We start from the raw sequence: 26,886 nt of genomic DNA, 5'->3' as shown, positions 1-26,886 counted from the left end.
AAATGTTGAGGGTTTTTTTATACAATGAATTCTAATATAAATAATCATTAATATTGTAAGTTTATAATTAATAGTTAGACTTATTGTATTTATTTTACTATTTTAGAGTTAATGAGTCTACATTTTATTGAATCACTTCAAAATACTTTACAGCAATCGATTGATTTGCTAGAAGAATTACCTGAAAATGTATATAGGGATAGTTCAGTAGGACCTTATTATTCTAGCATAGGTAAACATATGAGACATATAATTGATTTTTATCAATCTATATTTAATGGATTGAATAATTATATGATTGATTTAACAGATAGAAAAAGGGAAGAAGTATTAGAATTGAGTCCTTTAATAGCAAAGAATAAAATTTTAATGATTATCAATGAGTTAAATGATTATAAGCACTATGATTTATCTGAAAAATATGAATTAATTGATGACTTTGGTTTGGGAAAACAAACAATACCCACTAATTTATATTCTGTTTTTTCTCAAGCTAATTCACATAGTATACATCATTATGCAATTATTGCTCAATTATTGGATTTTCAAGGGGTTAAAATTGAAAACACATACTTTGGCTATAATCCGAGTACTCCAGTAGTTGTAGAAAATAATAAACTTAGTCGTTAAATAAAGCCTTTATTAATGTTTTAATACCTTTAAAAAACATTAATATAGCAGCTATACTAACAAGTGAAGCTATTGTTAGTGTAAGATAATTTCTTAGCTTAAATCCTAAATGAAATAAAAAAGGACCTAAAATTAATAGCATCATAGCTATAAGCATAAATTTTATTCCTTTAGATAAGACTTCTTTATTTGTTCTTTGCATTCTTATAAAATTGTATTGCTTTTCTAACAGATTTATGTTCTAATAATAAATTTTTAGCTAGTGATTCTTCAACATCTATTTCATTCACAATCATTTTAATACCTCTTTTTATCAATTTATGATTTGATAGTTGCATGTCTACCATTTTATTACCTTTTACATGTCCTAATTGAATCATAGTACTCGTAGATATCATATTAAGAATTAACTTTTGTGCCGTTCCAGCTTTCATTCTAGAGCTTCCAGTTACAAACTCAGGTCCAACCAAACATACAATAGGATAATTAGCAGTTTTAGCTAACGGAGAATTTTCATTCATAGTTATACAACCTGTAATTATTTTATGTTTATTAGCTTCTTTTAATGCGCTAATTACATAGGGTGTGGTTCCAGAAGCAGCAATACCAATTACAATATCTTTTTTAGATATATTGTATTCTTGTAAATCTTTCCAGCCTTGATTAATAGAATCTTCTGCATTTTCTACAGCTTTTCTTATAGCAGTATCACCTCCGGCAATCAAACCAATTACTAGGTCATGAGGTACACCAAAAGTAGGGGGGCATTCTGATGCATCTAAAATACCAATTCTACCGCTAGTTCCAGCACCTATATAGAATAAACGACCTCCTTCGGTTAATTTTTTTATGATTTGAGTGGTTAATAATTCAACTTGAGGTATTACTTTTTCTACTGCTTTAGCTATTGTTTGATCTTCTTTATTAATATTGGTCAATAATTCATTGACACTCATATTTTCTAAATGATCGTAGTTAGAATCTTGTTCTGTGGTTTTTATAAAGTTCATTTTTATAGCAATGATATTGCGTAAAAATAAGTAGTTTATCTTAGAATAATAAATTATTCTATTATTTATAACTAAGACTAAGTTTTCTTATATTGCATTAAGAACTATTAATATTTTTTGATAGTAAAACTAAACTAATAAACGTAATTCATGAAAAAGACATTATTACTATTAACAGTTGTTTGTTTATTATTTTCTTGTAAAAAAGAGCAGTCAACAGAATTAAATGCTACAGAGTTAAAGGTTGAAGACAAGGTTACAATTAGAAAAGATTTTAAAATCAAATCGGTTACTAGAAAAGACTTTTTAGCAGATTATAAATATGGTAAGTATATACAAGGTGAACAAATTAACTTTACAAAAGAATCTTTTAATGAAGAATCTCTTCCTTTTGAGGTTGAGATTGAAATAATGGATCCAAGTTTAGCTAAAGTAGCAGGGGATAGTACTTCTAAAAAGGATGGAAATGATAATGTATTTAAATATATACCAAAGAAAAATGGCGATAAAATTGAATTATATGGAGTAGATGGTAATTTAGCAGAGATATATATAAAAAATAATAATACATTATTTGGTTATACTGTTGAAAACGATGAAGAACCTTTTGTTATTAGACAGTTTGACGATATTGGAAATTATATCTATCAAGTAATAAATACTGGTGATGAGTATTTATATGTAACAAAGCATAATATAGTAGAAAAAGATGCTAATGGGTTTGCTACTAAATCTAATGCTTTGTGGTTGCAATACGAAAAGCGTGATGATATAGATTATAATAATTTAGATTTCTCTCAATTAAAAGTGGTAGATAAAAACTATCAAGTAGTTGAATTTAAATATGAATTGTATTAGCAGTAAAATAAACTTAAATAAAAAAAGTATCGAATAAATATTTATTCGATACTTTTTTTATTTAGTAATATAATAAAACTTATTTTTTCTTAGCGTATTTTGCATATTTACTCATTAATAGTTGTTTACGCTTATTTAGTTTGTTTTGCTGTTCTTGCTTTTTAGAGTCTAACTTGTTCTGTTTTACTTCATCTCTCTGAGAAATTTTTTCTTTATTTTCCTTTTCAAGAACTTCTTTTTTTTGTTGAATTTCGATAGAGTTATCATTACTTCTTTGCTCTAGAGTTACTTTTTTTTGAGTAGATAACTGCTTTTTTTTCAGCTCTATTTGAGCCAATCGTTCATTTTTAGAAGCAAGTCTTTCATTTTTTGCGGCTTCTATTTTGGCCTCTGTAGACGATCTTATTTCTGTTAGTTTTTGCTCCCTATTAGCTTCTCTTTCTTTGTTTATTTTATCAACTTCAGATTTTTTTTCATCTCTTAAGCCTTTGTAGTAGGCTTTTTTCATTGCTTGCATTTCTTTATAAACATCAGTTACATTTGTAGCAGACTCATCGCTGTCTTGAGCAAACAAAGAAGTATTGGTTAATAATAATAAGATAAGTAGTAATAATACTTTTTTCATTTCCCCTAATGATATTTAAAAGATTAATACGTTAAAATTCAGTCAAATATAGCATAATTTTTCAATTATTAAAATATGTTAATAATGCTTTAAGAAATGAAAAAGCTGAAACATAATTGTTTCAGCTTTTATAAAATATGATTTAAACTTTAAAGTTTTAAATATTAGTTAAGATGTCATTAAAGATTTTACTTGGCCTCATAGCTTGAGATGTTAAAGTATCATTCGGTTCGTAATACCCATCTATATTAACTGGTTTTCCTTGGATATCATTTAACTCTTTAACTATAGTTGTTTCATTATTAGCTAATGATTCAGCTATAGGTGTAAAAATCGATTTTAATTCAGAATTTTTATTTTGTTTTGCCAACTCTTGAGCCCAATACATAGCAAGATAAAAATGAGAACCTCTATTATCTAATTCTCCAGCTTTACGAGATGGTGATTTTTTATTTTCCAAGAATTTATCGGTAGCGTCGTCTAAACACTCTGCTAAAATTAAAGCTTTTGGGTTGTTATAATTATTACCTAAGTGTTCTAAAGAAACGGCTAATGCTAAAAATTCTCCTAAAGAATCCCAACGTAAATGATTTTCTTCAACAAATTGTTGAACGTGTTTAGGAGCAGAACCTCCAGCGCCAGTTTCAAATAAACCTCCTCCGTTCATTAAAGGCACTATAGATAACATTTTTGCAGAAGTACCTAATTCTAAAATTGGAAATAAATCTGTTAAATAATCTCTTAATACGTTACCAGTTACAGAAATAGTATCTTCTCCTTTTTTAATTCTTTCTAATGTAAATTTAGTAGCTTCTATAGGAGAAAGAATTCTAATATCTAAGCCTTCTGTATTATGGTTAGGTAAATATGTATTTACTTTTTTGATTAATTCTGCATCGTGAGCTCTTTCTTTATTTAACCAGAAAACAGCTGGTGTTTGTGTAGCACGAGCTCTATTAACTGCTAGTTTAACCCAATCTTGAATAGGAGCATCTTTTACTTGACACATTCTCCAGATGTCTCCCTCTGAAACCTCATGTTGCATTAAAACGTTTCCAGCTTCATCTATTACTTTAACAGTTCCAGCAGATTGAATTTCGAAAGTTTTATCATGAGAACCGTATTCTTCGGCTTTTTGGGCCATTAATCCTACATTAGGAACTGTTCCCATAGTTGTAGGGTCAAAAGCGCCATGTTCTTTGCAGAAATCTATAGTTGCAGTATATATACCAGCATAACTGCTATCAGGAATAATAGCTTTAGTGTCTTGTTGTTTACCAGCAGCATTCCACATTTGCCCTGAAGTTCTAATCATTGCAGGCATTGAAGCATCAATAATTACATCACTAGGAACGTGTAAATTGGTAATTCCTTTATCTGAATTTACCATAGCTAAAGCAGGTCCGTTTTTATATACAGATTCAATATCTGCTTCTATTTCTTTACGTTTAGCTTCTGGTAGATCTTGTATTTTTTGTAATAAGTTACCAAAACCATTATTTACATTTACACCAGCTTCTTCTAAAACTGTAGAGTGTTTTTCGAAAACAGGAGCAAAGAAAGATTTAACTGCATGACCAAAAATAATAGGGTCAGATACCTTCATCATGGTTGCTTTCATGTGTAAGGAATATAAAACACCTTTATCTTTAGCATCAGCAACTTGTTCATTTAAAAAGTTAATTAAAGCTTTTTTCTGCATTACAGATGAATCAATAATTTCACCTTCTAAAACGGCAGTTTTATCCTTTAATACTGTCTTGTTTCCGTTAGCTGAATGTAATTCTATAGAAACATTACCAGAGTTAGTAATTGTGACTGATTTTTCATTATGTGCAAAATCACCACTAGTCATTGTAGCAACGTGAGATTTTGAATCTTTAGACCAAGCTCCCATACGGTGAGGGTTTTTCTTAGCAAAGTTTTTAACAGCCTTAGGAGCTCTACGGTCTGAGTTTCCTTCACGTAAAACAGGGTTTACAGCAGAACCTTTTATTTTATTATAACGAGCTTGTATTTCTTTTTCTTCAGTTGTTTCAGGAGATTCAGGATAATCAGGTATGTTATATCCTTTATCTTGTAACTCCTTAATAGCAGCTTTTAATTGAGGAACAGAAGCAGATATATTTGGTAATTTAATAATGTTAGCTTCTGGTTTTTTAGCTAAAGCACCTAATTCAGCTAAGGCGTCTGCTACTTGTTGCTCTGAAGTTAAATTTTCAGGAAACGTCGCTAAAATTCTACCAGCTAAAGAAATATCTTTAGTTTCTAATTCTACATTTGCAGTAGCTGTAAAGGCTTGAACAATTGGTAAAAAAGAATAGGTAGCTAATGCAGGAGCTTCATCTGTTTTAGTATAAATAATTTTAGCTTTTTCTGACATGATATTGGTTTTTATTATTTAATAATAAAGACAAAAGAGAAAACTTAAGTCTAGTAAGAATAGTTGCAAATATACTATTAATTAAGCTTTTTAAAGTTATAAAGCAGGAGGGAAGTTGGTTTTGAGTATAAGAATTATCAAACTGATAAAATTGGAAATGTAAAAATTTGATATTGGTAATTTTAGATAGCTAATTTTATATAATTCGAAAGCCGAAACAAACTCGTTTCGGCTTTCTTTTTTTGAAATATCTTTAGCTAAATAACTATTCTATAAAAATAAAACTAAAAATACTTCAACTATATATTCTCTGTATTGATTTCGTAATTACTATTATCTACATTTCTAACTATTATTCCAATACATTATACAATACAAAGAACAACTTATTAATAGAATATAAAGTTAAGAAAAGTATTTTTAAATAACAAGTAAGTTGTTGGTTTTTAAATAGTTATAGTTTTAAGCCTAATCTTAGATTGAAAATACGTGGAGTTAAGAAGTTTGGAACAGCATATTGTTGTTTTGTATATACATCTCTAACCCATGTATTGGTTATCGAGTTTTGAACATTAAACATATTGAAAATTTCAAATCCAAATTGCAGTTCTTTTATATTATGAAACAAATGTCCTTTTTCAAACTTTTTACTATCATCTACTAAAACATACGAAAATCCAACATCGGCTCTTTTGTAATCTGGGAGTCTATTTTGATAAGAGTAAGGGTCTGCGTAGCTAGGAGATCCTCCTGGTAAACCTGTATTGTATACCAAGTTTAAATAAACTTTTAAATTGGGCATATTAGGTACATAATCTTGGAATAGAGCACCAAATTTTAAGCGTTGATCGGTTGGTCTAGCAATAAAACCTCTATTGTCAATATTTTCTTTGGTATTTAAGTATCCAAAACTAAACCATGATTCTGTACCGGGAACAAACTCTCCATTTAGGCGTAGGTCTAAACCCGTAGCAAATGCTTTTGCATTATTATTAGCTGCATAACGAATTCTTACATTGTTAACCGTATATGGGTTTACATTAGTCAGACTTTTATAATATACTTCAGAAGTTAATTTAAATGGACGGTCCCACATTTTAAATTGATAATCACCTCCTATAATGGCATGAAAAGATTGTTGCGCTTCCACTTTAGGATTGACAACTCCTTGAGCATCTCTTAATTCTCTGTAGAAGGGAGGTTGATGGTATAAACCAGCAGCAACACGTAATGTGATGTCTTTCTCCCAATCTGGTTTAATTCCAAATTGAGCTCTTGGACTAAAAACAATATGAGACTCAGAAGTTAAATTATCTCCAGATACAGTCCAGTTATGAGTTCTAATTCCTGCGTTGTAAAATATTTCGTGTTCTCCAATTTCACCTGTTCTGTTGTATTGAACAAATCCAGAAACTCTGTTAATGGTAACATCATTAGTAGCTCGTACATTCTGAAATGGCTCTAAAGGACCAGCATAAGGCGCATATGGTTGACTGTTACTAGGAATATGGCCTGGTGGTCTGATAGAAAAACCTGCAGAATCAATAACTTCCCATTCAATAACTCGATCTCTTATGTTTTCTCGAGTATATTTTGCTCCCCAGGAGAATTTGTTTTTGTCTTTTTTATAATGTCCTTTGTGTTCTAAATTAATAATTAAAGCGTCTAAATCATTTCGTGCATGGTTTAATTGAGAACCAATACCTTCTGAGAATTCTACTTCTCCAAAATTTTCATCACCTATATTGCTATTTACTTCACCTAAACGATATTGAGCAAAAATATCGTAATACTCTTCTTCTATTGTATGATAAGTTGATCCAATTAATTTTAAGTTAAGATTTTTGTTTGGATTGTAATTAGCTTTAAGAGCTCCAAAATAAGTATTGTATTGATCTCTCTCTTGACCTTCATAAAAAACTAATAAAGCAATAGGGTCTGTTAAAGTTCCGAAATTTGTTTGTCTAGTTTGTGGTTCGTAATTGTATCTGTTAATAGAAGCATTCCCTAAAAAGCCAATATCGAACTTATTAGATACTTTGTAAGTTAAATAGGTTTGTAAATCACCAAATTTAGGATCGTAATTGGTTTCTGTTTCTTTGGCCTTTACAAATAAGCTATTATCTCTATAACGAACACCAATTATACCAGTAAGTTTTTTGTTTTTTGAAGTTCCTTCAACACTAACGCTTCCTCCAAGTAAACTAGCATCTAAACTAGCAGCAAAGCTCTTTGGCTTTTTATAAGTAATATCTAATACAGAAGATAGTTTGTCTCCATATTTGGCTTGAAATCCTCCTGCAGAAAAATCTACATTATGAACTAAATCACTATTTACAAAACTCAAGCCTTCTTGCTGTCCAGATCTAATTAAAAAGGGTCTGTAAACTTCAATTTCATTTACGTATACTAGATTTTCATCAAAGTTACCACCTCTAACATTGTATTGAGAGCTTAATTCGTTGTTACCACTTACACCTGCTAATGTTTTTAAAATATTTTCTACACCTGCATTACCACCAGGTATTTTACGAAGTAATTTAGGCTCTATAGTAGTTATACCTTCTACACGTTTACGTTTGTTACCAGTTATAATTACGGTTCCTAATTGTTCTTCTTTTGAATTCATTACGGGGTTAAATTCAAATCGCTCTCCAGATTTTAGGTTAAAAGTCTGAACAATAGGTTTTAAACTTATATGAGAAAAAGTAACAGTAATATCTTTGTTTGCAGGGATTTCTAAAACAAAATCACCGACCGCAGAAGTTTGAGTCCCCTCAGAATTACTATAACTAATATTTACATTTTCTATGGGTTGATTGTTTTCGTCTAATAAAACTCCACTAATAATGGCAGTTTGTGCTTGAGAGTAAGTAATTGATAGTAAAAAGAAGCAACAAAATAGTTGAATAGTTTTTAATAGCATTGTTTAGTATTTTCTGTAAAAGGTGGTTTCAAATGTACTACTATTTCCAACATTATCTAAGACAACTAGTTTAAAATTGTGCTCAGCTTCTGTTACAACTTTATCATTAAAGTCATAGGTTAATTTATTTTTTTTAGGATTGTATTCCATTAATATCCATTTACCATTGATAGTAGCTCGGTATTTTTTTATCCCGGTTAGCTTATCAACGATTTTTATTTGTAAATATTTTGATTTTGACATCCATTTTCCTTTGTATAGATTAAGGGGAGTAATTATAGGGCCTATAGAGTCTGTAGAAATTGTAAACTTTCCGAAAGTTTTTGTTTTTCCACTTATTTTACCTTCTTTTTTATAAGTAGATACATATTGGTATGGCTCATTTTTATAACCTAATCTACTAACATATAATTTACTCATATCTTTATTCTCAAACTTATTGTCTGAATAAAAAGATAGGGTAATATTTTTATGAAGAGGAATGTTTTTATCTCCAATTTCTATCGTATCGCCTTTGGTTTCAAAAATTATTGGCTGATTATCATATAAAGCACCTTTAGGTATGTATACTGATTTGCCGTTATTTTCTAGATAAGTTTCTTTATTAGCAAAAGCATGGTGCAATGATTCTGTTTTTTTCTTGAAATGGGTAATTTCCATTTTTTTTCCTTCTAAAGGAATTGTAATCGTTCTTTTATTGCCTTTAAAGTCTGTTACAGTTATAACGTAATTAACATGATCACCTTCCTTTAAATGTATTAACCCTTTTTCATTTACATTTTTAATAATGCTTAAAGGATTGTTAGGTTCTTTAAATAATTTTTGAATGCGAGACTTTTTTCTTTTAAAGTAACTGTAATCAATAAGCCTATTTAAATACCTAGATTCACTAAAAGAAAACTTTCTAAAATCTAATTCAAAACTAGGGTTTCCATTTACAAAAGATTGAATATTGTAAACGCCATTTTTGTTATGAGCTTGATCTTGTTTATCATAAGTGTTAATTCCAAAACCTATTTCTCCATACGCATATACAGTAGAGGTAATATAGTTTCCGTCTTTTGTTAGTGATAATTTAATTTTATGTAAGTCGTTATGATGGTTTACTTGAGAAGTGTCGTTCATACTATAAGCATAGACTCCATTAATGCTTGGTTTGGTATGATCTTTAACCTTAAAACCGAAGAGCATGGGGTTCATAGGTCTTTCTTTTCGATCTCTTATTTCATAATGAAGATGTGGACCTCCAGAACCACCAGTATTCCCTGAAAACGCTATGATATCTCCTTTAGTAATTGGTAGCTCATAGTCTTTTGGAAAGAGTTCTATAGCAAATTTCTCTTTTTGGTATTGTTTCTTTTTGACATATGCTTCTATTTTAGGAGTAAATTTTTTTAAATGAGCATATACTGTAGTATATCCGTTAGGGTGTTGAATGTAAATAGCTTTTCCGTATCCCCATGGAGATATTTTTATTCTAGCTACATGACCACTGGCCGTTGCATAAACATTTAGTCCCTCTACTTGTTGAGTTTTTATGTCAATACCAGAATGAAAATGATTAGATCGTAACTCAGCAAATGTGCCAGACAAAATAGGCTCTATATCTAGAGGATTTCTAAAATAATCTTGTGGTATATCTTGACTATACATAAAAATAGAAAAGAAAAAAGCTGTTAAAAATGTAGTTTTTAATTGCATACTATATATTTAGAAATGGGGATTTACTAAGTAAGATAAAAGTACAGATATATTATCATAAGTTTAGTATTAATGTCATTTTTTTTCAAAGAGTACAACAATTTTCAGAACAAAATAGTTGCCTTAAATTATTGTAAACAAAAAAATACGAATTTATTGGACTATTTCAATTGATATGTTAACTTTGTGAAAAACACGATAGAATAGGTTAGTGAATGAGTGCTTTATTAAAACTGGTTGATTCTTTAGAAGTTAGATTGCACAAGTTAGTAAGTAAACTAGAAGAAAAAGAGCAAATAAACCAGGGGTTGTTAGCAGAATTAGCTAAAAAAGAAGCTAAAATTAAAGCTCAGGAGCAAGAATTAATTCAAAAAGAAGAACAATTCAGCACTTTAAAACTTACAAATTCTATGTTAGGTAGTGAAGAATATAAAAGGGAAACCAAGCTTAAAATAAATGCTTTAATTAAAGAAATTGATCATTGCATTACACAGCTTTCTAAATAAATAAAATGTCTGATAAACTAAAAGTTAAAGTTTCTATAGCAGACAGGGTGTATCCATTAACGATAAACCCAGAACAAGAAGAAGGCTTGCGTAAAGCAACAAAGAAGATTGAAGAATTAATTAAACAATTTGAAAATAGTTATGCTGTAAGAGATAAGCAAGATGTATTGGCTATGTGTGCTTTGCAGTTTGCTTCTAAATTAGAGCAAGAGAGTTTGGATGCCCAACAAGATGATAATACAATTAACAACAAATTACTTGCAATGCAAGATTTAGTTGACAAGTATATAACATAACGTTCTTATAAATAAGTATTAAGATTACTGCCTACATTAGTTTAATTTTTTGATAAACTCAACACGTTTCTATTAAAAAGAGTGAGTCGATATGGTTAAAGCAAGCTATCTAGAATAGATCCTTGACCCGTACGTTAGCTCTAAACCTGTTATTTTGGAGTTTATACAAAACTCTACTGATGTAGGTTTTTTTATATAATTAAATTAGATATATGACAGATTATTTGATACCAATTGCTTTGGGGGTAATTGGAATAGCGGTAGGTTTTATTATTGCTAAGGTTTTAGAAAAAGGAAGTGCATCTAAGGTGGTTTCTGCAGCTCAACAAGAAGCTAATTCTATAATTAAAGAAGCTAAAAAAGAAGGAGAATCTTTAAAAAAAGATAAGATATTACAGGCTAAGGAAAAATTTATTGAGTTAAAAGCAGAACACGAAAAGGTAATTATTGCTAAGGATAAAAAAATGGCCGAAGCAGAAAAAAGAACCAGAGATAAAGAATCTCAAGTTTCTAATGAATTATCTAAGGCTAAAAAGGCTAATAAAGAAATAGAAGCTAAACAAAAAGACGTTGACTATAAACTAGAGTATTTAGATAAAAAAAATAGCGAAGTAGATAAATTGCACAAAAAACAAGTTGAGCAATTAGAGGTATTATCTGGTTTGTCTGCAGAAGATGCTAAAGAAGAGTTAGTTCGTTCTTTAAAGGAAGAGGCAAAAACAGATGCGATGTCTTTTATACAAGAGAGTATTGAAGAAGCTAAGTTAACTGCCCAGCAAGAGGCAAAGAAAATCATTATCAATACAATTCAGCGTATTGGTACAGAAGAGGCTGTAGAAAACTGTGTTTCTGTATTTAACTTAGAGTCTGATGACGTTAAAGGTAGAATTATTGGTAGAGAAGGGCGTAATATTAGAGCAATAGAAGCTGCAACAGGAGTAGAGATTATTGTTGATGATACTCCAGATGCAATTATTTTATCTTGTTTCGATTCAGTTAGAAGGGAAGTAGCTAGATTGTCACTGCACAAATTAGTTACAGATGGTAGAATTCATCCAGCTCGTATTGAAGAAGTAGTTAGAAAAACACGAAAGCAAATAGATACTGAAATTGCAGAAGTTGGTAAGCGTACTGTTATTGACTTAGGGATTCATGGTTTACACCCAGAGTTGATAAAAATGGTTGGTAGAATGAAGTATCGTTCTTCATACGGACAGAACTTACTACAACACTCAAGAGAGGTAGCTAAATTATGTGGGTTAATGGCAGCAGAATTAGGATTGAACCCTAAATTAGCTAAACGTGCAGGTTTATTGCATGATATAGGTAAGGTGCCTGAAGAAGAAAACGAAATACCACATGCTATTTTAGGTATGCAATGGGCAGAGAAGCATGGTGAAAAACCAGATGTTTGCAATGCTATCGGGGCACACCATGATGAAGTAGAAATGAAGTCATTATTGGCGCCAATAGTTCAGGTTTGTGATGCTATATCTGGTGCTAGACCGGGGGCTAGAAGACAAGTATTAGATTCTTATATACAACGTTTAAAAGATTTAGAAGATATTGCTTTTGGTTTTACAGGAGTAAAGAAAGCATATGCAATACAAGCAGGAAGAGAATTGCGTGTAATTGTAGAGAGTGAAAAAGTTTCTGATGAAAAGGCAGCTGCTTTGTCGTTTGAGATTTCTCAAAAAATACAAACAGATATGACTTATCCTGGCCAGGTTAAAATAACAGTTATTAGAGAAACAAGAGCGGTAAATATAGCTAAGTAAATTATTTTTATATTTAAATATTATAGGCCTTCTGAAAAGAAGGTCTTTTTTTGTTCCTTTTCAGAATGTTTAAGAAAAGACAATTTTTCGGCATATTATTTGTTATCTTATAGTGGTATAACCAATAAAACTATATTATGACCAATACAGAAGAAACTTATAAAAAAGAAAAATATAAAAATTTGGCTTTAGGTTTAGTGTTTGATGCTATAGGTATGGTGTCATTTACAATACCTTTCTTAGGTGAAGGAGTAGATGTTGTTTGGGCTCCTATATCCGCATTTTTAATGACAAGAATGTATAAGGGAGCTATTGGTAAAATAGCTGGTTTGACAAGTTTGTTTGAAGAGTTAATGCCTGGTTTAGATATCATTCCAACTTTTACTTTAACCTGGATTTATCAGTATGTATTGAAAGGAAGAAAAGTAGGAGGAGAGATTATAGATGTTGAATAAAGATATTACAAATAAAAAAGTCTTGCTAACTGCAAGGCTTTTTTATTTGTAATTAAAATTTAATTATGACTGAATATTTACATTAAATGTTGCGTCTATATCTGTTTCTCCTCCAGCTCCAGCTATTGTACCATCATTAGGTTTAGTTGGCTCATGTTTTAAAGTTACTGTAAATGTACCAGTAGAAGATGTGTTAGCTGTAACAGTAAATGTTAATCCTATCGGATTTCCATTGCTGTCTTGATCAGTATAATCTGTAGTTACATCTAAACCTCCACCAGCAGTAAATAAAACTTGGTGCTCTGTTCCTTCATTAGAAACTTCTGTTGTAATATTGTCAGCAGGGCTTTCAGTTTCATTTAAGAATACTATACTACCATTATAGGTTTTTCCAGCAACTAAATTTCCATTGGTAATGATAGGAGGATTTGGCCCATCTCCATCTAAATCTTGAGTTTTTAATATAACATCTGTTCCACCTTCTTGTGGACTTAAGGTAATAGTCATTGTAGTTATTACTTCTTCTTGGTGTACGTGATCTGGATCGTCACTTGAACATGCTGTAAATCCTGCAATTGCTAATCCTAAAAGTAATGTCTTAATAGTTTTCATTTTTTTGTGTTTTTAAATTTTTAATAATTAATTTTTAAAGAAATCATCATATTCCTTCCTATGTCATCAGAAAAATATCGTAATCTGTTTAAGTAATTTCTATATGAGGTGTTGAGCAAATTATTAACATTTACTCCTATCTCTATAGGTGTTTTAGACTCCTGATAAACTTTTATACTGCTTATAAAATGTAATAAATGATATCCAGCAGGAGTAGAGCTTATATCTATTAACTCATTAGAGTCTGTTTGAGGTATGTATACTTCAAAATTGTTATTAGGGTATCTATTTTGTTTAACAACTAATTCACTCTTTAATGTACAGGTTAAATCAAGCCATTTTCCTTTGTTGAATGTAAAACTAGTGACTGTGTTAAAAGGAGGCATGTCTATTAAAGAGCGTTTATTTTTTTTATCCTCTCCATGAACAAAAGATGTTTTGTTTGAAACAATCCAATTGGAATTCAATTGATATTGCAAGTTTGCATCTAAGCCAAACAATAAGGCGTTTGTTTGTTTATACTCCCAAACAGGAAATTCACCTCTAATAGTAAATTCAGAACCTGTAGGTTCTAAATAAATAAAATCTTTAATCGAATTCAGAAATAATTCAGAATTAATAGAGAATTTATCATTATTAAAATTATAACTAGTTGAAAAACGATTAGAGTGTTCTTGCTTAATTCTTAGGTCACCTAATTCAATTCTAGCTGCAGAATGATGTAGCCCATCACTAAATAATTCGGATGGGTTAGGAGCTCTATTAGATAAGGTATAATTAAAAGAAAAATGAGATTTTTTATTTATATTATACATTAGGCCAGTAGAAATAGAAATGTTGTGATAATTAAAAATGGGGTTTACTAATAATTGATTTCCTGTAACATTATCATCTATTATAATATCTGAAAAATCTTCATTATAGCCATTACTATTCCAACGACTTTCTTGATAAAATTTCTTAGCGTCTATTCTGTTAAAATCGTATCGCAAACCAGCGTCTATACTAAGTTTAGAATTTAACTTAAATAGAGATGTAATATAGGCTCCAAGGTCAATTTTCTGATAATCAGGTATTAGTCGTCTTACGCCAGTATCTGGATTAGCAAAGTTGTCTTGGTATCTAGTTAAAACTCCAGCATGAAAGACTCTATTGTTGTTTGCATCGAATTTAAAATCAGATAGTATAGAGTGAGTTTGTAAAGTTAAATCTACTGCGGGTTTGTTTCTGTCATCTCCAACTCTTTTATCAAATTCAAATCTTTTATTGTTTTGATAATCATACTGAAGACTAAGTTTACCTAAATTTTCAAATCGTTTGTAAAAATTAGTTTTTATTAAATGATGTGAAACATCTTGTCTAGGACTATTAATTTTATAACTAAAATCTTCTGTTATTAAAGGATCTGAATTGTTAATAGCGTTTAATAAGTCTTGAGCATTACCAATATGTGAGGCAGATAAAATACCTAGGCTATTATTAATATAGCTATAATAAACATCGAACCCTTTTTCAAATTTTTTATAACCAGTAGATAGTGAAATAGCTTTGGTTTTAACACCAGTATTAGTTAAGATATAATCTGGAGCATGAAAGTCTCCTAACTGTTTATATGTTCCTTGTCCGGAAACAAACCAACCTTTTTCAAAGGTTTTAGTTAAAGAGCTAGTTAAACTACCACCTCTACCGTTTGATTGAGCAGTTAGAATTGATTTTCCGAATAGAGAATCTTTAGTTATAAACTTATTAGGGTTTAAAATAACAACACCACCTATAGCGTCTCCTCCATAAGCCAAAGCACCTGAGCCTTTCACAACAGTAACACTTTCAACTGAGTTAATATCAATATTAGGTGCGTGTTCAATTCCCCAATCTTGATCTTGCAGTCTAACACCGTTGTTTATAATGGTAATTCTACTACTGTGTAAGCCATTAATTACAGGTTTTACTATTGCGTTACCAGTATTAACAGAAGAAACCCCAGTTACTTCTTTTAAAGCATCTCCTAGACTACCAGAACTGTAATTTTCTAATACATCTTTCTTAAGAACTGTCTCTTGAGAGGTCAATGTTTTTTTCTTACCTGAATTCCCATGAAGATTTACTTCATCTAACTCTTCTGTATGATGTTCTAAATTAATAGAACTAAAGGAGTCACCATTAATTATAACTTGTGTTTCTTTGGTTTCACAACCTATATGAGAAACCAAAACAGTTATGGTACCATCGCATAAGTTTTGAAACTTAAATTTTCCGTTAATGTCTGTTGCAGCATACTTATTGAGTTCTTTAAGATGTATAGTAGCACCATATAAAGGACTACCATCATGAAAATCTTTTACCTCACCTAAGTATGTAGAATTGCAATTTTGGCTACTTACTAACTGGCTTAAGAGTAGTAGTAAGAATAGGGCACAATTTTTCATACTCTATGTTTATTTTAGTATATATTGAATAATGATATATTATACTAAAACAGGAGGAGCTCTTAATGAAAAGGATAGATTTTGAAAATTATATTGAAAGGAATATGATGTATGAATAAGTTTTGTAGGTATAACTACAAAAACATGCTGTATGATGGTATTTTTATTGTGATAACTTTGGTTAAGTTTAAATTTACAGAAATCACAATCATTTTCTAATTCATGTAAATGGACTTCATCTTTATTATCACACAGTTCATACTTGTGTTCGTGCTTGTGTTCAAAAGTATGAATTATGTTGGCAATACTTGGTAAAAGAAAAGCCAATGCTATGATTATAGCACTTAGTTTAATAATTATATGTTGCTTTGTTTTATTCACAACTTTCTACATACAGAAACAAATATATAAACTTTAATAAAACTGATAACATCAAAAAAAATTATTCATTAAAAAAACGCTTGAATCCCATACGTTTTAGCATTTTCTTTTCAAAAGCCCAAAAGAAGTCAAACTGTCCAAATAACCAACCAACTAATACAAGCATAACTTGGTAAATAGGGAAGATGAGTAAAATTCTAATTGTCCAGAATAAAAAAGAATTGCTTATCATTTCTTTTAAATCTAGAGCTTCTAATATTGGGCCAGATATTTTTGCTGCGGTAGATCCTGTAATGGCAAATACTAAGAAAATAGCTATTAACTCCCATCTATAGGTTACGTTCCATTTACTAGCTAACTTATTAAATATTTTTAATGTAACATTCAATATTCCATAACTTACTAAAAGTGTTAAAAAGAATAGTAAAATTAAATTGTCAGGAGAAAACGATTTTAAAATACCTTTTGCTAGTATATAACCACTAAGTAATAAACCTATAATGCCTAAAAAGGGATAGATTAACTGCCAATTTTTTTGTATTTCCCAACGTTTTTTTAAATCGTTTATCATAATCAATCTTACTATCAAAAAGCAAAAATAAAGAAAGATGTTTTATGGAAAAAATGATTTAAATCAAAATTGATGAAATTGTTGTTAATTTACGAAAGGTTGAGAAGATAAACGTTGTTGGTATTTTTGTTGAAAATACCTAAAGTACATAAATAGTTTATAGTTAACCTCTTTTCCGTAATCAATTTGAGGTTGATAGTCAATTTGCATTTCGTAAAGGTTAGGGTTAAATCTTTGCGGTTGTAAAACACGACTGTTCCATTCTACTACCCATCTATTGTTTCTTATTTCTAATGTTTCTTGACTAAAAAAGTCTTGAGTAGGTTGTGTAGCTAACCAAGAATTAAAACCAGGTTCTATAATAATAATTTCATATTCAAGCTCCTCATTTTTGATTACAACTTTATCATCTTCTTTAGCAGAAAGAACTTCTTTTGTGTTTCCACAGGAAATAAATATAAAAAAAGTAAGTAGTAAACTAAATATTTTCATGATAATCAAGTTGTTATGATAATATAAAGATACAAAAAAGCCGAGTAAAAATACTCAGCTTCATTATATATAAATTAATATACTATTATTTACCAAACAATCCGCCTAGTAATCCGCCAAGTCCGCCTTTCTTTTGGCTTCCACCTAATACCATACCAGCTACATCATCTAGAATACTACCATCTCCATCACCATCTAATAAAGACTCAATTAAAGTTTGTTGCTGTGGAGCACCAGTTCCACCTCCTAATAATCCACCTAATAAATCTCCAATTCCGTTAGAATTAGATACATTATTCTGGCGAGATTGTTTTCCTAAATACCCCATAATTATTGGTGCAGCAATTTTTAATATTTGCATTACAGATTCAGAGCTCATACCTGTTTTTTGTGATAAAGCATTAGTTACATTACTTTCAGAACTTCCTAATACATGTCCTAAAATACCTGCGCCATCATCCATTACACTTTGGTCTACACCACCACTAAATAAACCACCTAAATTATCTAAAATAGATCCATCGTGTTTACTAGATAATGCTCCCATTAATCCTGCAGCTCCTTCTGGAGTAGAGGCATTACGTTTCATAGCTCCCATTAAAACAGGCAAAGCCATTGTTAAAACAGATGAAGTTTTATCGGCAGGTTGTCCAGTTTGATTTGATACCCCGCTAATAATTGTTTTACCTAAATCACTGTTTAATAAGTCTAAAATTCCTGACATTTTCTTAAGTTTTAATATTGATTTTTTTAAATTTAAGAGTTTTATAACAGATATTGTATCTAACAACTTTGACGCCAAATACTCTTCGGCAAGTTGCGTAATTTATTCGACGAAATGAAAAAATTAACTTAAAATTAGTTAGATAAATCTTTTATTATATGGCATTTTATTTTATTTGAATTTTTTGATTTTTCTTGATTCCATCAATATCTATTGTCATAACATAAATACCAGATTGTAATTTTTCTGTATTAATAGTTTTAGAATTCTCGATATTGCTATAAAATTTATTAAATACTGTTTTTCCATTTATATCAAAAATAGATACTCTAACTTCATTTACTGTTTTTCCAAAATAAACAGTAATTTTTTTGTCAGCAGGAATTGGATATACATCCAAATTACTAAATACTTCGCTATTAGTAGAAAGAGCTTGATCCGCTTCAGCAAAGAAAGCTAAAGCACCTGTTGCACCTTTAATTACTTCGTATACGTAAACAGTATCCATATTGGCAATAATATCATTTGGAGTATGTCTGTATGGTGTTTGGTTTTTTTCAAATAATCCAGTAATAATTTCTCCATTATTTTCAAAAGTCATGTAGTCTGAAGAGTAAGCATATGAAATCTCAGTGTTTAAAGTAGAATAGAATCCTATACATGTTGCTAATTGGTTTGTAACTACAGATGATTGTGCATTGTTACTACTAGGGTTACCAGTGTCTCGTTCACAAACAATAGTATCATTGGTTTGACCATTAATGCCACCGATTTCGTCAATATTTAAAACTAGTTTTATATCCATGTTTTGAGGAATAACAGTATTATCTACATAGTATTGACTTCCTATTAAACCAATTTCTTCTGCAGAAAAATGAATAAACTTAATAGAGTAAGCAGTGGGTATATTTGCCATTTGTTTGGCCATTTCTAATAAAGCTACAGTACCACTTCCATTATCATTTGCACCAACACCATTAATAGAGTCATAATGAGCATCAACAATAACATAAGTGTTAGGATAGGTTGAACCTTGCTTGGTAATAATTAAGTTTTTGGTTTGTTGTCCGCTTGCTGTGAATTCTTGCTCAACAATGTCTGTATACCCATAACTTTGATATTTGGCCTTTAACCAATCTAGTGAGTTTTGTATAGCAGTTGAACCCACACTTTTTATTCCAAAATTCACGTATTCTTGTAAATTAGTATCTACAGAAGATTGCGAACAACCACTTGCTATAGTATTGTGGTAGGCATTATAGGTTTGAGCTTGTGTTGAAATACCTATTAAGCTTGTTAGGTACATAAAAATTAAGTAATGTAGTTTCATTTTTAGGGTTTTTAGTTTCTCTAAAATACAAAAATCCTATAAACTATATTCGTAATATAGGTTATAGGATTTTTTATTAACAAAAGTTAATTTGTTTATTCGTAGTGCTTTATGATTTGATTTGCTAGTTCAACTCCCATGCGTTCTTGAGTTTCTATAGTTGCTCCTCCAATATGTGGAGATAAAGACAGTTCTGGGTTCATTAATAGTTGGATTTCAGGATTAGGTTCTGTTTCATATACGTCTAGAGCTGCATACGCAACATGTTTTCCTTCAATAAAATTAATAAGAGCAACTTCATCTAACACACCACCAGTAGCAGTATTGATAATTCCAACTCCCTTTTTCATTAGTCTTAGCTCGGCTTCACCAATTAAATGCTGAGATAGAGAAGGGGTGTGTAATGTTATAAAATCCGAATCTTGTAAAAGAGAAGATAGTGGATTTGATTTAAACGAAAAGTTTACTTCTTGTCCATCAAAATATGAAATTGAAATATTAGTGTCTGAGCCATTTTTGTTATTCATTAAAACTTTCATACCTAAGCCTAGCGCTATTTTAGCAACAGCTTTACCAGTGTTACCAGTTCCTACTATACCAATAGTTTTTCCTTTTAACTCAGTGCCTTTAGCATAATATTGTTTCAACTCTTTAAAGCGCAAATCTCCTTCTAGAGGCATTTGTCTGTTAGAATCATGTAAATATCTAACCATTCCTAATAAATGTGCAAAAACTAACTCAGCAACTGCATTGGCTGCAGCAGTTGGAGTTTTTATTACAGCAATACCCTTACTTTTTATATAAGCTAAATCTAGGTTGCTAAAATTATCACCTCCAATACCTATAAGTTCTAATGTAGGGCAGGCATCTACAACTTCTTTAGATATTTTAGTATTGTTCTTAACTAATAAGATAGAGATATTGTGTGTGTTAATAAAATTAGTGAGTTGTTCTTGAGCAACTCGCATAACCATTACCTCATAACCTTTCGACTCTAGTAATTCCTTTCCAGAGTTAGAGATTCCTTCGTTTACTAATATTTTCATTTATGCTTTTCTTTCTAATTCTTGCATGCAGTTTACTAAAACTTCTACACTTTCTATAGTTAAAGCGTTGTACATAGAAGCTCTATAACCACCAACACTTCTATGTCCGTTTAAACCATTTATTCCAGCTTCTTCCCAAATAGTATCGAATAAATCGGAATGGGATTCGTTATTCAAAGTAAAAGTAGCATTCATTTTACTTCTATCTTCAGTAGCAGAAACACCAGTAAATAGAGGATTTCGATCTATTTCTTGATATAATAATTGTGCTTTTTGATTGTTGATTTTTTCTATTGCTTTAATTCCGCCTAGATCTTTTAACCATTCTAAAGTTAGCATAGATGTGTATACAGCAAAAACAGGTGGAGTGTTAAACATGCTATCTTTGGCTATATGCACTTGATAATCTAACATAGAAGGAATTGTTCTTCCTGTATTTCCTAAGATAGATTCTTTTACAACTACTAAAGTGGTTCCTGCAGGACCCATATTTTTCTGCGCTCCAGCATAAATAAGATCAAACTTTGAAAAGTCTAGCGACCTAGAAAAGATGTCTGAGCTCATATCACAAACATTAATTCCGTTAAATTCAGGAAAAGAATGCATTTGTGTACCGTAAATAGTATTATTACTTGTAGTGTGAAAATAATCTACATCGCTTGGAATAATATAATCTTTAGGGATGTAATTGAAATTTTTATCTTTAGAAGAAGCAACTTCTGCTAACTCTCCAAATAATTTAGCTTCTTTAATAGCTTTACTAGACCAAGTACCTGTATTTAGGTAAGCAGCCTTTCCGTTTTGATCTTTCATTAAGTTATATGCACTTAATAAAAATTGAGAGCTAGCTCCACCTTGTAGAAATAATACTTGATAGCCCTTTCCTTCAAGATTTAAAAGTTCTAAAACTAAATGTCTAGCTTTTTCTATTACTGCAACAAAATTCGGGCTTCGATGAGATATTTCTATTAATGATAAATCTAACCCGTCAAAATTAATTAAAGCTTCAGATGCTTTTACTAATACCTCTTGCGGTAAAATACACGGTCCAGCGCTAAAGTTGTGTTTTTTCATTTTATACTTCCGAGAAAGCGAAAGGCTTATTTAAGTTGTGTTAATTACAAATTATTTAAAAACTCTAAAGTGTTTACCCCATCGGCAAAATCTAATAGAGTAGGTAATTGTGTTTGTCCGAATGCAATTTCATTATCTATAAAACCATTACCAACTACACACTGTATTTTTTCTTTATCAGAATTAATCTTTTCTTTTAACGAATTGCTATCGTCGTAATATTCATAAAATAAAGAGGCAATAGGAGAGGCGTAGCTAGTATCTTCTTTCAGCATCAAAAAGCCATTTTCTAATAGGTCAAATAGACTCATTAAATAGACAGCTTTGTTATAATCGTAGTTATTGGCGTATTTAGCATTGTTTATAATGTCTTTGTATTTAAATACAGCATTGAACAATTTGTCAAAATTATATCCTTTAGGGATAAATAATTTAGATACACTTCTGCATCCTAAACCAAAATACCTAAAGATGTCATCAGCTAATCCGTTTAGTTCATCATCAGTTTCATTACCTGTAAGTATAGCTATCGAATTTCTATTTTTTCTAATGATAGATGGGTATTTGCCAAAGTAATAATCAAAATAACGAGCAGTATTATTACTTCCGGTTGCTATTACAGCGTCAAAATTTTCTAGCTTTTCTTCAGTAAAAGTAATTTGTCCTTTTAAACTAGGTTCAATATATTCTAAATATTTAGCAAGAATAGGTAATAAATGTTTATCGTTAGAAGATTGTTTTACAACAACAGAGTTGCCCATTAATAATACCGAAAGAAAATCATGAAAGCCAACAAGAGGTATATTGCCTGCCATTATTATAGCAATAGTTTTTGGTGTGTTTTTCTTTATATTGATGCTATCAATAAATTTATTTAAATTCTCATTTGTTAATGATTTAGACCATCCTTCGCAAGAAAACAAAACATTATCTAAAGTAAACCAACCGTTAAATTCTTGAGCTCGTTCTACTTGCATTTTAAAGGCGTCGAAAAACAAATCGTTATGTAAAACTTGCTCTTTTTTGCTAATTCTCTCTGTTGTAAACTGACTTAAAAATTGTCCTAATTGAGAAAAAGCTTCTATGCGTTGAATTATATTACTCATTTATTTTGAATCTAAATGCTTTTGGCGTTATTTTTGTATTCGCTAATCAGAACTGCAAAGATATAAAGAAAGCTAGTTCTATAGATAAGTTAAGTAAGAATTAAAATAAAGAAATTATATTATGGCTATTATTATAACAGACGAATGCATTAACTGCGGAGCTTGTGAGCCAGAATGCCCAAATACAGCTATTTATGAAGCTTCTGATGATTGGCGTTATGCTGATGGTACTGCTTTAGAAGGAAATGTAGTGTTGCCAAACGGAAAAACAGTTACGGCAGAAGATGCTCAAGAGCCTATTAGTGATGAGATTTATTATATTGTTCCTGATAAATGTACAGAATGCAAAGGGTTTCATGAAGAGCCACAATGTGCGGCTGTTTGCCCTGTAGATTGTTGTGTGCCAGATGAGGATGTGGTAGAGACTGAAGAAGAATTGCTAGGGAAGCAAGCTTTTATGCACCCTGAAGGATAAAATAAAAATATGTATAGTGTTTTAAAAGAGGCTTGATGCCTCTTTTTTGTTAAATTAACATTAATGTTTTGTAAGAAATGGCTCTAATTAATTTAGAAGTTGTATTTTTGAAATGAATTAAAACTAACTAATTATGAGTGTTTTAGTAAAGTATGTTATGACTATAGTGATAACTGTTGTTGAGTTTATAGTAAACTTATTTTAAGTCAGTATAACTTTCGTTTAAATCATTATTTTAAGTGTTAGAAATGTGCTTAAAATTATGTAGTTTTGCCTGCTGAAAATACAGAAGCTGTTATGTTATAGCTTTTCAAATATAAAAATTCATGAAAGCAGGAATTGTAGGATTGCCTAATGTAGGTAAATCAACTTTATTTAATTGTTTATCTAACGCTAAAGCACAAAGTGCTAATTTCCCTTTTTGTACTATAGAGCCTAATGTAGGAGTGGTAAATGTACCAGATCCTAGACTTTCTAAATTAGAAGAGTTGGTTTCTCCAGAGAAAGTAATGCCTGCTACTGTAGAGATTGTAGATATTGCTGGTTTAGTAAAAGGAGCTAGTAAAGGAGAGGGTTTAGGAAATAAATTTTTAGCGAATATTAGAGAATGTGACGCAATTTTGCATGTATTGCGTTGTTTTGACAATGATAATATAGTGCATGTTGATGCTTCAGTGGATCCTATTAGAGATAAAGAAACTATTGATTTTGAATTACAATTAAAAGATTTAGAAACGATAGAAAAGCGTTTAGAAAAAGTAAATAGAGCAGCTAAAACAGGTAATAAAGATGCATTGTTAGAGCAGTCTACTTTAAATAAGCTAAAAGAATTATTAGAGTCTGGGCAATCTGCAAGAGTATTTGATGCAAATGAAAAAGAACAGGTTTTAGTTGATGAATTTCAGTTGTTAACAGCTAAGCCTGTATTGTATGTATGTAATGTAGATGAAGCGTCTGCTAAAGATGGTAACGCATATGTAGAGCGTGTTAGAGAGGCTGTTAAGAGTGAAGATGCAGAGATTATTATATTAGCTGTAGGAACAGAGTCTGACATAGCAGAATTAGAAGATTACGAAGAACAACAAATGTTCTTACAAGATATAGGTTTAGAAGAGCCAGGTGTATCTCGTTTAATACGTTCGGCTTATAAGTTACTAAACTTGCAAACATATTTTACAGCTGGAGTTAAAGAGGTGAGAGCGTGGACTATTCCTATAGGAGCAACGGCACCACAGGCTGCTGGAGTAATACATACAGATTTTGAAAAAGGCTTCATTAGGGCAGAGGTTATTGGTTATGATAACTATGTAGAATACGGTAGCGAAGCTAAAGTTAAAGAAGCTGGTAAATTAGGAGTAGAAGGGAAAGAATATATTGTTAAAGATGGAGATGTAATGCACTTTAGATTTAATGTGTAAGTAAACTTAAATAATAATATATACAAACCTCATTTAGCAGATTGTTATTTGAGGTTTTTTTGTGGTGAAAAATCTGTTAAATAAAAGTCTTAATTGCGCTTTTATTTTTTTTAATGAAATGTTATATTAGCATCATATCCTAAAACGTTCGTTGTTCTATGTCGCAAGAAACTAAATATACCGAAGATAATATCCGTTCATTAGACTGGAAAGAGCATATTCGTATGCGTCCTGGAATGTATATTGGTAAATTAGGCGATGGTTCTTCTGCAGACGATGGTATTTATATTTTGCTAAAAGAAGTTTTAGACAACTCTATAGACGAGTTTGTCATGGGAGCAGGTAAAACCATTGAAATAAGTATTAAAGATAAAAAAGTATCTATTAGAGATTACGGTAGAGGTATTCCGTTAGGAAAAGTAGTCGATGTAGTTTCTAAAATGAATACAGGGGGGAAATATGATTCTAGAGCGTTTAAGAAGTCTGTAGGTCTAAACGGTGTAGGTACAAAAGCTGTAAATGCTCTGTCTACATTTTTTAGAGTAGAATCGAATAGAGACAACCAGCGAAAAGCAGTAGAGTTTTCTCAAGGAAATATAACAGAAGAATTTCCTGTAGAATCGGTTTCAGCAAGAAAGGGAACTAAAGTTACTTTTATACCAGATGAAAGTATTTTTAAAAATTATAAGTTCCGTTCAGAATACGTAGTTAAAATGTTGAAAAACTACGTGTACTTAAACCCAGGTTTGACCATCATCTTTAATGGAGAAAAATATTTTTCAGAAAACGGATTAAAAGATCTTCTAGAAGATAACAACAATAAAGAAGATATGCTATATCCTATCATCCATTTAAAAGGAGATGATATAGAAATAGCCATTACTCATAGTAAAACTCAGTATTCAGAAGAATATCATTCTTTTGTAAATGGTCAGCATACCACACAAGGAGGAACACATCAAGCAGCTTTTAGAGAGTCTCTAGTTAAGACTATTCGTGATTTTTACGGAAAAAATTATGATGCTTCCGACGTTAGAAAGTCTATTATTGCTGCAATAGCAATTAAAGTTATGGAACCTGTTTTTGAGAGTCAGACCAAAACAAAGTTGGGTTCTGTAGAAATGGGAGGAGGATTACCTACGGTAAGAACATACATCAACGATTTTGTTAAAAAATACCTAGATAATTATTTACACAAGAACAACGATGTTGCAGAAGCTTTACAGCGTAAAATTTTGCAAGCAGAGCGTGAACGAAAGGAATTATCAGGAATTAGAAAATTAGCAAAAGAGCGTGCCAAGAAAGCATCTTTGCATAACAAAAAACTAAGAGACTGTAGAGTACATTTGGGTGATGTAAAAAAAGAGCGCAGGTTAGAGTCTACCTTATTTATAACAGAGGGAGATTCTGCAAGTGGATCTATTACTAAATCGAGAGATGTAAATACACAAGCGGTATTTAGTTTAAGAGGTAAGCCTTTAAACTCATACGGAATGTCTAAAAAAATTGTGTATGAAAACGAAGAGTTTAACTTGCTCCAAGCCGCTTTAAATATAGAAGAATCACTTTCAGATCTTCGTTACAACAATATTGTAATTGCTACCGATGCCGATGTAGATGGTATGCATATTCGTTTGTTACTAATTACATTCTTTTTACAGTTTTTTCCAGAGTTAATAAAAGAAGGACATCTATATATATTAGAAACACCGCTATTTAGAGTACGTAACAAAAAAGAAACGATTTATTGTTATTCTGAAGAAGAGCGTATCAATGCAATAGAAAAATTAAAAGGTAAACCAGAGATTACTCGATTTAAGGGACTAGGTGAGATATCTCCAGATGAATTTAAATATTTTATTGGAGATGATATGAGGTTAGATCCGGTTATGTTAGATACAGCAACGTCTATAGAAAACCTTTTACAGTTTTATATGGGAAAGAATACTCCTGATAGACAAAAATTTATTATTAACAATCTTAAAGTAGAATTAGATTTATTAGAAGAATAACGAGTTGAAGATGAAAAGATAATGTAAATTCAAACTATAAGAGAAACACTA

25 protein-coding genes and 1 other RNA gene are annotated in these 26,886 nt (G+C 30.6%); 10 read left to right on the top strand and 16 right to left on the bottom strand.

Annotated features, from left to right (window positions below; genetic code table 11):
- Window positions 1–111: 111 nt before the first annotated feature.
- Window positions 112–630, top strand: a complete 519-nt coding sequence (locus tag ACFQ1O_RS00755; RefSeq protein WP_377712277.1) for a DinB family protein — start codon at window positions 112–114, stop codon at window positions 628–630.
- Here ACFQ1O_RS00755 and ACFQ1O_RS00750 read toward each other — a convergent pair.
- Both ACFQ1O_RS00750 and murQ read right to left on the bottom strand, forming a co-directional pair.
- Window positions 620–832 carry a DUF6095 family protein gene (locus tag ACFQ1O_RS00750; RefSeq protein WP_377712275.1) on the bottom strand — a complete coding sequence of 71 codons (213 nt, stop codon included), beginning with the start codon at window positions 830–832 and terminating at the stop codon, window positions 620–622. The two genes, ACFQ1O_RS00755 and ACFQ1O_RS00750, sit on opposite strands and share 11 nt — an antisense overlap.
- Entirely contained in the window at window positions 816–1,640 is an 825-nt protein-coding gene (gene murQ, locus ACFQ1O_RS00745) for an N-acetylmuramic acid 6-phosphate etherase (protein WP_377712273.1), read from the bottom strand. Before murQ ends, ACFQ1O_RS00750 begins: the two co-directional genes overlap by 17 nt.
- A gap of 150 nt (window positions 1,641–1,790) precedes the next feature.
- Here murQ and ACFQ1O_RS00740 point away from each other — a divergent pair, with 150 nt between their 5' ends.
- Window positions 1,791–2,498 carry a hypothetical protein gene (locus tag ACFQ1O_RS00740; RefSeq protein WP_377712271.1) on the top strand — a complete coding sequence of 236 codons (708 nt, stop codon included), beginning with the start codon at window positions 1,791–1,793 and terminating at the stop codon, window positions 2,496–2,498.
- A 79-nt stretch (window positions 2,499–2,577) separates the two neighbouring features.
- Here the strand turns inward: ACFQ1O_RS00740 and ACFQ1O_RS00735 are convergent, their stop codons facing one another.
- From ACFQ1O_RS00735 to ACFQ1O_RS00720, 4 genes are all read right to left on the bottom strand, one after another.
- Window positions 2,578–3,123, bottom strand: a complete 546-nt coding sequence (locus tag ACFQ1O_RS00735) for a hypothetical protein (RefSeq protein WP_377712269.1) — start codon at window positions 3,121–3,123, stop codon at window positions 2,578–2,580.
- A gap of 157 nt (window positions 3,124–3,280) precedes the next feature.
- Window positions 3,281–5,506 (bottom strand): NADP-dependent isocitrate dehydrogenase, encoded by a 2,226-nt coding sequence (locus tag ACFQ1O_RS00730; protein ID WP_377712267.1) that lies wholly within the window; start codon window positions 5,504–5,506, stop codon window positions 3,281–3,283.
- A gap of 454 nt (window positions 5,507–5,960) precedes the next feature.
- Window positions 5,961–8,432, bottom strand: a complete 2,472-nt coding sequence (locus tag ACFQ1O_RS00725) for a TonB-dependent receptor (RefSeq protein WP_377712266.1) — start codon at window positions 8,430–8,432, stop codon at window positions 5,961–5,963.
- Window positions 8,433–8,435: 3 nt separating this feature from the next.
- A complete protein-coding gene (locus ACFQ1O_RS00720; protein WP_377712264.1) occupies window positions 8,436–10,133 on the bottom strand; it encodes a M23 family metallopeptidase in 1,698 nt (565 codons plus the stop codon).
- A 215-nt stretch (window positions 10,134–10,348) separates the two neighbouring features.
- On the opposite strand from ACFQ1O_RS00720, the gene ACFQ1O_RS00715 reads away from it, so the two are divergent.
- The 5 genes from ACFQ1O_RS00715 to ACFQ1O_RS00695 all read left to right on the top strand — a co-directional run bounded on the left by ACFQ1O_RS00715 (window position 10,349) and on the right by ACFQ1O_RS00695 (window position 13,168).
- Complete coding sequence (locus ACFQ1O_RS00715) at window positions 10,349–10,639, top strand: hypothetical protein (protein ID WP_377712262.1); 291 nt, start codon at window positions 10,349–10,351, stop codon at window positions 10,637–10,639.
- Between the two features lie 5 nt (window positions 10,640–10,644).
- Window positions 10,645–10,935 (top strand): cell division protein ZapA, encoded by a 291-nt coding sequence (locus ACFQ1O_RS00710; protein WP_377712260.1) that lies wholly within the window; start codon window positions 10,645–10,647, stop codon window positions 10,933–10,935.
- 56 nt (window positions 10,936–10,991) lie between these two features.
- Window positions 10,992–11,098, top strand: a non-coding RNA gene (gene ssrS, locus ACFQ1O_RS00705) — 6S RNA.
- Window positions 11,099–11,147: 49 nt separating this feature from the next.
- Window positions 11,148–12,713, top strand: coding sequence for a ribonuclease Y (gene rny, locus ACFQ1O_RS00700; RefSeq protein WP_377712258.1), 1,566 nt, complete (start codon window positions 11,148–11,150; stop codon window positions 12,711–12,713).
- A 137-nt stretch (window positions 12,714–12,850) separates the two neighbouring features.
- A complete protein-coding gene (locus tag ACFQ1O_RS00695; protein WP_377712256.1) occupies window positions 12,851–13,168 on the top strand; it encodes a hypothetical protein in 318 nt (105 codons plus the stop codon).
- A gap of 63 nt (window positions 13,169–13,231) precedes the next feature.
- Here ACFQ1O_RS00695 and ACFQ1O_RS00690 read toward each other — a convergent pair whose 3' ends face one another.
- The 10 genes from ACFQ1O_RS00690 to ACFQ1O_RS00645 all read right to left on the bottom strand — a co-directional run bounded on the left by ACFQ1O_RS00690 (window position 13,232) and on the right by ACFQ1O_RS00645 (window position 22,930).
- Complete coding sequence (locus ACFQ1O_RS00690; protein WP_377712254.1) at window positions 13,232–13,780, bottom strand: type 1 periplasmic binding fold superfamily protein; 549 nt, start codon at window positions 13,778–13,780, stop codon at window positions 13,232–13,234.
- Between the two features lie 20 nt (window positions 13,781–13,800).
- The gene (locus ACFQ1O_RS00685; protein WP_377712252.1) at window positions 13,801–16,206 is read right to left on the bottom strand and encodes a TonB-dependent receptor; all 2,406 of its coding nucleotides are present in this window, start codon (window positions 16,204–16,206) and stop codon (window positions 13,801–13,803) included.
- Window positions 16,207–16,245: 39 nt separating this feature from the next.
- On the bottom strand, window positions 16,246–16,587 hold the full coding sequence (locus tag ACFQ1O_RS00680; RefSeq protein WP_377712250.1) for a hypothetical protein: 342 nt from the start codon (window positions 16,585–16,587) through the stop codon (window positions 16,246–16,248).
- A 61-nt stretch (window positions 16,588–16,648) separates the two neighbouring features.
- Window positions 16,649–17,158 (bottom strand): DUF6787 family protein, encoded by a 510-nt coding sequence (locus ACFQ1O_RS00675; RefSeq protein ID WP_377712248.1) that lies wholly within the window; start codon window positions 17,156–17,158, stop codon window positions 16,649–16,651.
- An 84-nt stretch (window positions 17,159–17,242) separates the two neighbouring features.
- A complete protein-coding gene (locus ACFQ1O_RS00670; RefSeq protein ID WP_377712245.1) occupies window positions 17,243–17,650 on the bottom strand; it encodes a DUF6146 family protein in 408 nt (135 codons plus the stop codon).
- An 85-nt stretch (window positions 17,651–17,735) separates the two neighbouring features.
- Window positions 17,736–18,374: a DUF937 domain-containing protein gene (locus ACFQ1O_RS00665; RefSeq protein WP_377712242.1), complete on the bottom strand. Its 639-nt coding sequence runs from the start codon at window positions 18,372–18,374 to the stop codon at window positions 17,736–17,738.
- Window positions 18,375–18,540: 166 nt separating this feature from the next.
- Entirely contained in the window at window positions 18,541–19,704 is a 1,164-nt protein-coding gene (locus tag ACFQ1O_RS00660; protein ID WP_377712240.1) for a M20/M25/M40 family metallo-hydrolase, read from the bottom strand.
- A gap of 95 nt (window positions 19,705–19,799) precedes the next feature.
- Window positions 19,800–20,750 (bottom strand): NAD(P)-dependent oxidoreductase, encoded by a 951-nt coding sequence (locus tag ACFQ1O_RS00655; protein ID WP_377712238.1) that lies wholly within the window; start codon window positions 20,748–20,750, stop codon window positions 19,800–19,802.
- Entirely contained in the window at window positions 20,751–21,824 is a 1,074-nt protein-coding gene (serC, locus tag ACFQ1O_RS00650; protein ID WP_377712235.1) for a 3-phosphoserine/phosphohydroxythreonine transaminase, read from the bottom strand.
- Between the two features lie 44 nt (window positions 21,825–21,868).
- Window positions 21,869–22,930, bottom strand: coding sequence for an acyl-CoA reductase (locus ACFQ1O_RS00645; RefSeq protein ID WP_377712232.1), 1,062 nt, complete (start codon window positions 22,928–22,930; stop codon window positions 21,869–21,871).
- A gap of 121 nt (window positions 22,931–23,051) precedes the next feature.
- Between ACFQ1O_RS00645 and ACFQ1O_RS00640 the strand changes: the two genes are divergently transcribed.
- The 3 genes from ACFQ1O_RS00640 (at window position 23,052) to ACFQ1O_RS00630 (ending at window position 26,835) form a co-directional block, all read left to right on the top strand.
- On the top strand, window positions 23,052–23,405 hold the full coding sequence (locus ACFQ1O_RS00640; protein ID WP_377712230.1) for a 4Fe-4S dicluster domain-containing protein: 354 nt from the start codon (window positions 23,052–23,054) through the stop codon (window positions 23,403–23,405).
- 326 nt (window positions 23,406–23,731) lie between these two features.
- A complete protein-coding gene (ychF, locus tag ACFQ1O_RS00635) occupies window positions 23,732–24,823 on the top strand; it encodes a redox-regulated ATPase YchF (RefSeq protein ID WP_377712228.1) in 1,092 nt (363 codons plus the stop codon).
- A 158-nt stretch (window positions 24,824–24,981) separates the two neighbouring features.
- Complete coding sequence (locus ACFQ1O_RS00630; RefSeq protein ID WP_377712226.1) at window positions 24,982–26,835, top strand: DNA topoisomerase IV subunit B; 1,854 nt, start codon at window positions 24,982–24,984, stop codon at window positions 26,833–26,835.
- The last annotated feature ends 51 nt before the right edge of the window (window positions 26,836–26,886 follow it).

The sequence above is a fragment of the Pseudofulvibacter geojedonensis genome, from assembly GCF_042675745.1.
Taxonomy (GTDB): domain Bacteria; phylum Bacteroidota; class Bacteroidia; order Flavobacteriales; family Flavobacteriaceae; genus Pseudofulvibacter; species Pseudofulvibacter geojedonensis.
This window is presented reverse-complemented; position numbering and strand designations above follow the sequence as displayed.

Bases quoted from the DNA above. Each gene is read 5' to 3' on its own strand.
- ACFQ1O_RS00755 (WP_377712277.1), top strand. From the start codon at position 112: ATGAGTCTACATTTTATTGAATCACTTCAAAATACTTTACAGCAATCG.
- ACFQ1O_RS00750 (WP_377712275.1), bottom strand. From the start codon at position 832: ATGCAAAGAACAAATAAAGAAGTCTTATCTAAAGGAATAAAATTTATG.
- murQ (WP_377712273.1), bottom strand. From the start codon at position 1,640: ATGAACTTTATAAAAACCACAGAACAAGATTCTAACTACGATCATTTA.
- ACFQ1O_RS00740 (WP_377712271.1), top strand. From the start codon at position 1,791: ATGAAAAAGACATTATTACTATTAACAGTTGTTTGTTTATTATTTTCT.
- ACFQ1O_RS00735 (WP_377712269.1), bottom strand. From the start codon at position 3,123: ATGAAAAAAGTATTATTACTACTTATCTTATTATTATTAACCAATACT.
- ACFQ1O_RS00730 (WP_377712267.1), bottom strand. From the start codon at position 5,506: ATGTCAGAAAAAGCTAAAATTATTTATACTAAAACAGATGAAGCTCCT.
- ACFQ1O_RS00725 (WP_377712266.1), bottom strand. From the start codon at position 8,432: ATGCTATTAAAAACTATTCAACTATTTTGTTGCTTCTTTTTACTATCA.
- ACFQ1O_RS00720 (WP_377712264.1), bottom strand. From the start codon at position 10,133: ATGCAATTAAAAACTACATTTTTAACAGCTTTTTTCTTTTCTATTTTT.
- ACFQ1O_RS00715 (WP_377712262.1), top strand. From the start codon at position 10,349: ATGAGTGCTTTATTAAAACTGGTTGATTCTTTAGAAGTTAGATTGCAC.
- ACFQ1O_RS00710 (WP_377712260.1), top strand. From the start codon at position 10,645: ATGTCTGATAAACTAAAAGTTAAAGTTTCTATAGCAGACAGGGTGTAT.
- rny (WP_377712258.1), top strand. From the start codon at position 11,148: ATGACAGATTATTTGATACCAATTGCTTTGGGGGTAATTGGAATAGCG.
- ACFQ1O_RS00695 (WP_377712256.1), top strand. From the start codon at position 12,851: ATGACCAATACAGAAGAAACTTATAAAAAAGAAAAATATAAAAATTTG.
- ACFQ1O_RS00690 (WP_377712254.1), bottom strand. From the start codon at position 13,780: ATGAAAACTATTAAGACATTACTTTTAGGATTAGCAATTGCAGGATTT.
- ACFQ1O_RS00685 (WP_377712252.1), bottom strand. From the start codon at position 16,206: ATGAAAAATTGTGCCCTATTCTTACTACTACTCTTAAGCCAGTTAGTA.
- ACFQ1O_RS00675 (WP_377712248.1), bottom strand. From the start codon at position 17,158: ATGATAAACGATTTAAAAAAACGTTGGGAAATACAAAAAAATTGGCAG.
- ACFQ1O_RS00670 (WP_377712245.1), bottom strand. From the start codon at position 17,650: ATGAAAATATTTAGTTTACTACTTACTTTTTTTATATTTATTTCCTGT.
- ACFQ1O_RS00665 (WP_377712242.1), bottom strand. From the start codon at position 18,374: ATGTCAGGAATTTTAGACTTATTAAACAGTGATTTAGGTAAAACAATT.
- ACFQ1O_RS00660 (WP_377712240.1), bottom strand. From the start codon at position 19,704: ATGAAACTACATTACTTAATTTTTATGTACCTAACAAGCTTAATAGGT.
- ACFQ1O_RS00655 (WP_377712238.1), bottom strand. From the start codon at position 20,750: ATGAAAATATTAGTAAACGAAGGAATCTCTAACTCTGGAAAGGAATTA.
- serC (WP_377712235.1), bottom strand. From the start codon at position 21,824: ATGAAAAAACACAACTTTAGCGCTGGACCGTGTATTTTACCGCAAGAG.
- ACFQ1O_RS00645 (WP_377712232.1), bottom strand. From the start codon at position 22,930: ATGAGTAATATAATTCAACGCATAGAAGCTTTTTCTCAATTAGGACAA.
- ACFQ1O_RS00640 (WP_377712230.1), top strand. From the start codon at position 23,052: ATGGCTATTATTATAACAGACGAATGCATTAACTGCGGAGCTTGTGAG.
- ychF (WP_377712228.1), top strand. From the start codon at position 23,732: ATGAAAGCAGGAATTGTAGGATTGCCTAATGTAGGTAAATCAACTTTA.
- ACFQ1O_RS00630 (WP_377712226.1), top strand. From the start codon at position 24,982: ATGTCGCAAGAAACTAAATATACCGAAGATAATATCCGTTCATTAGAC.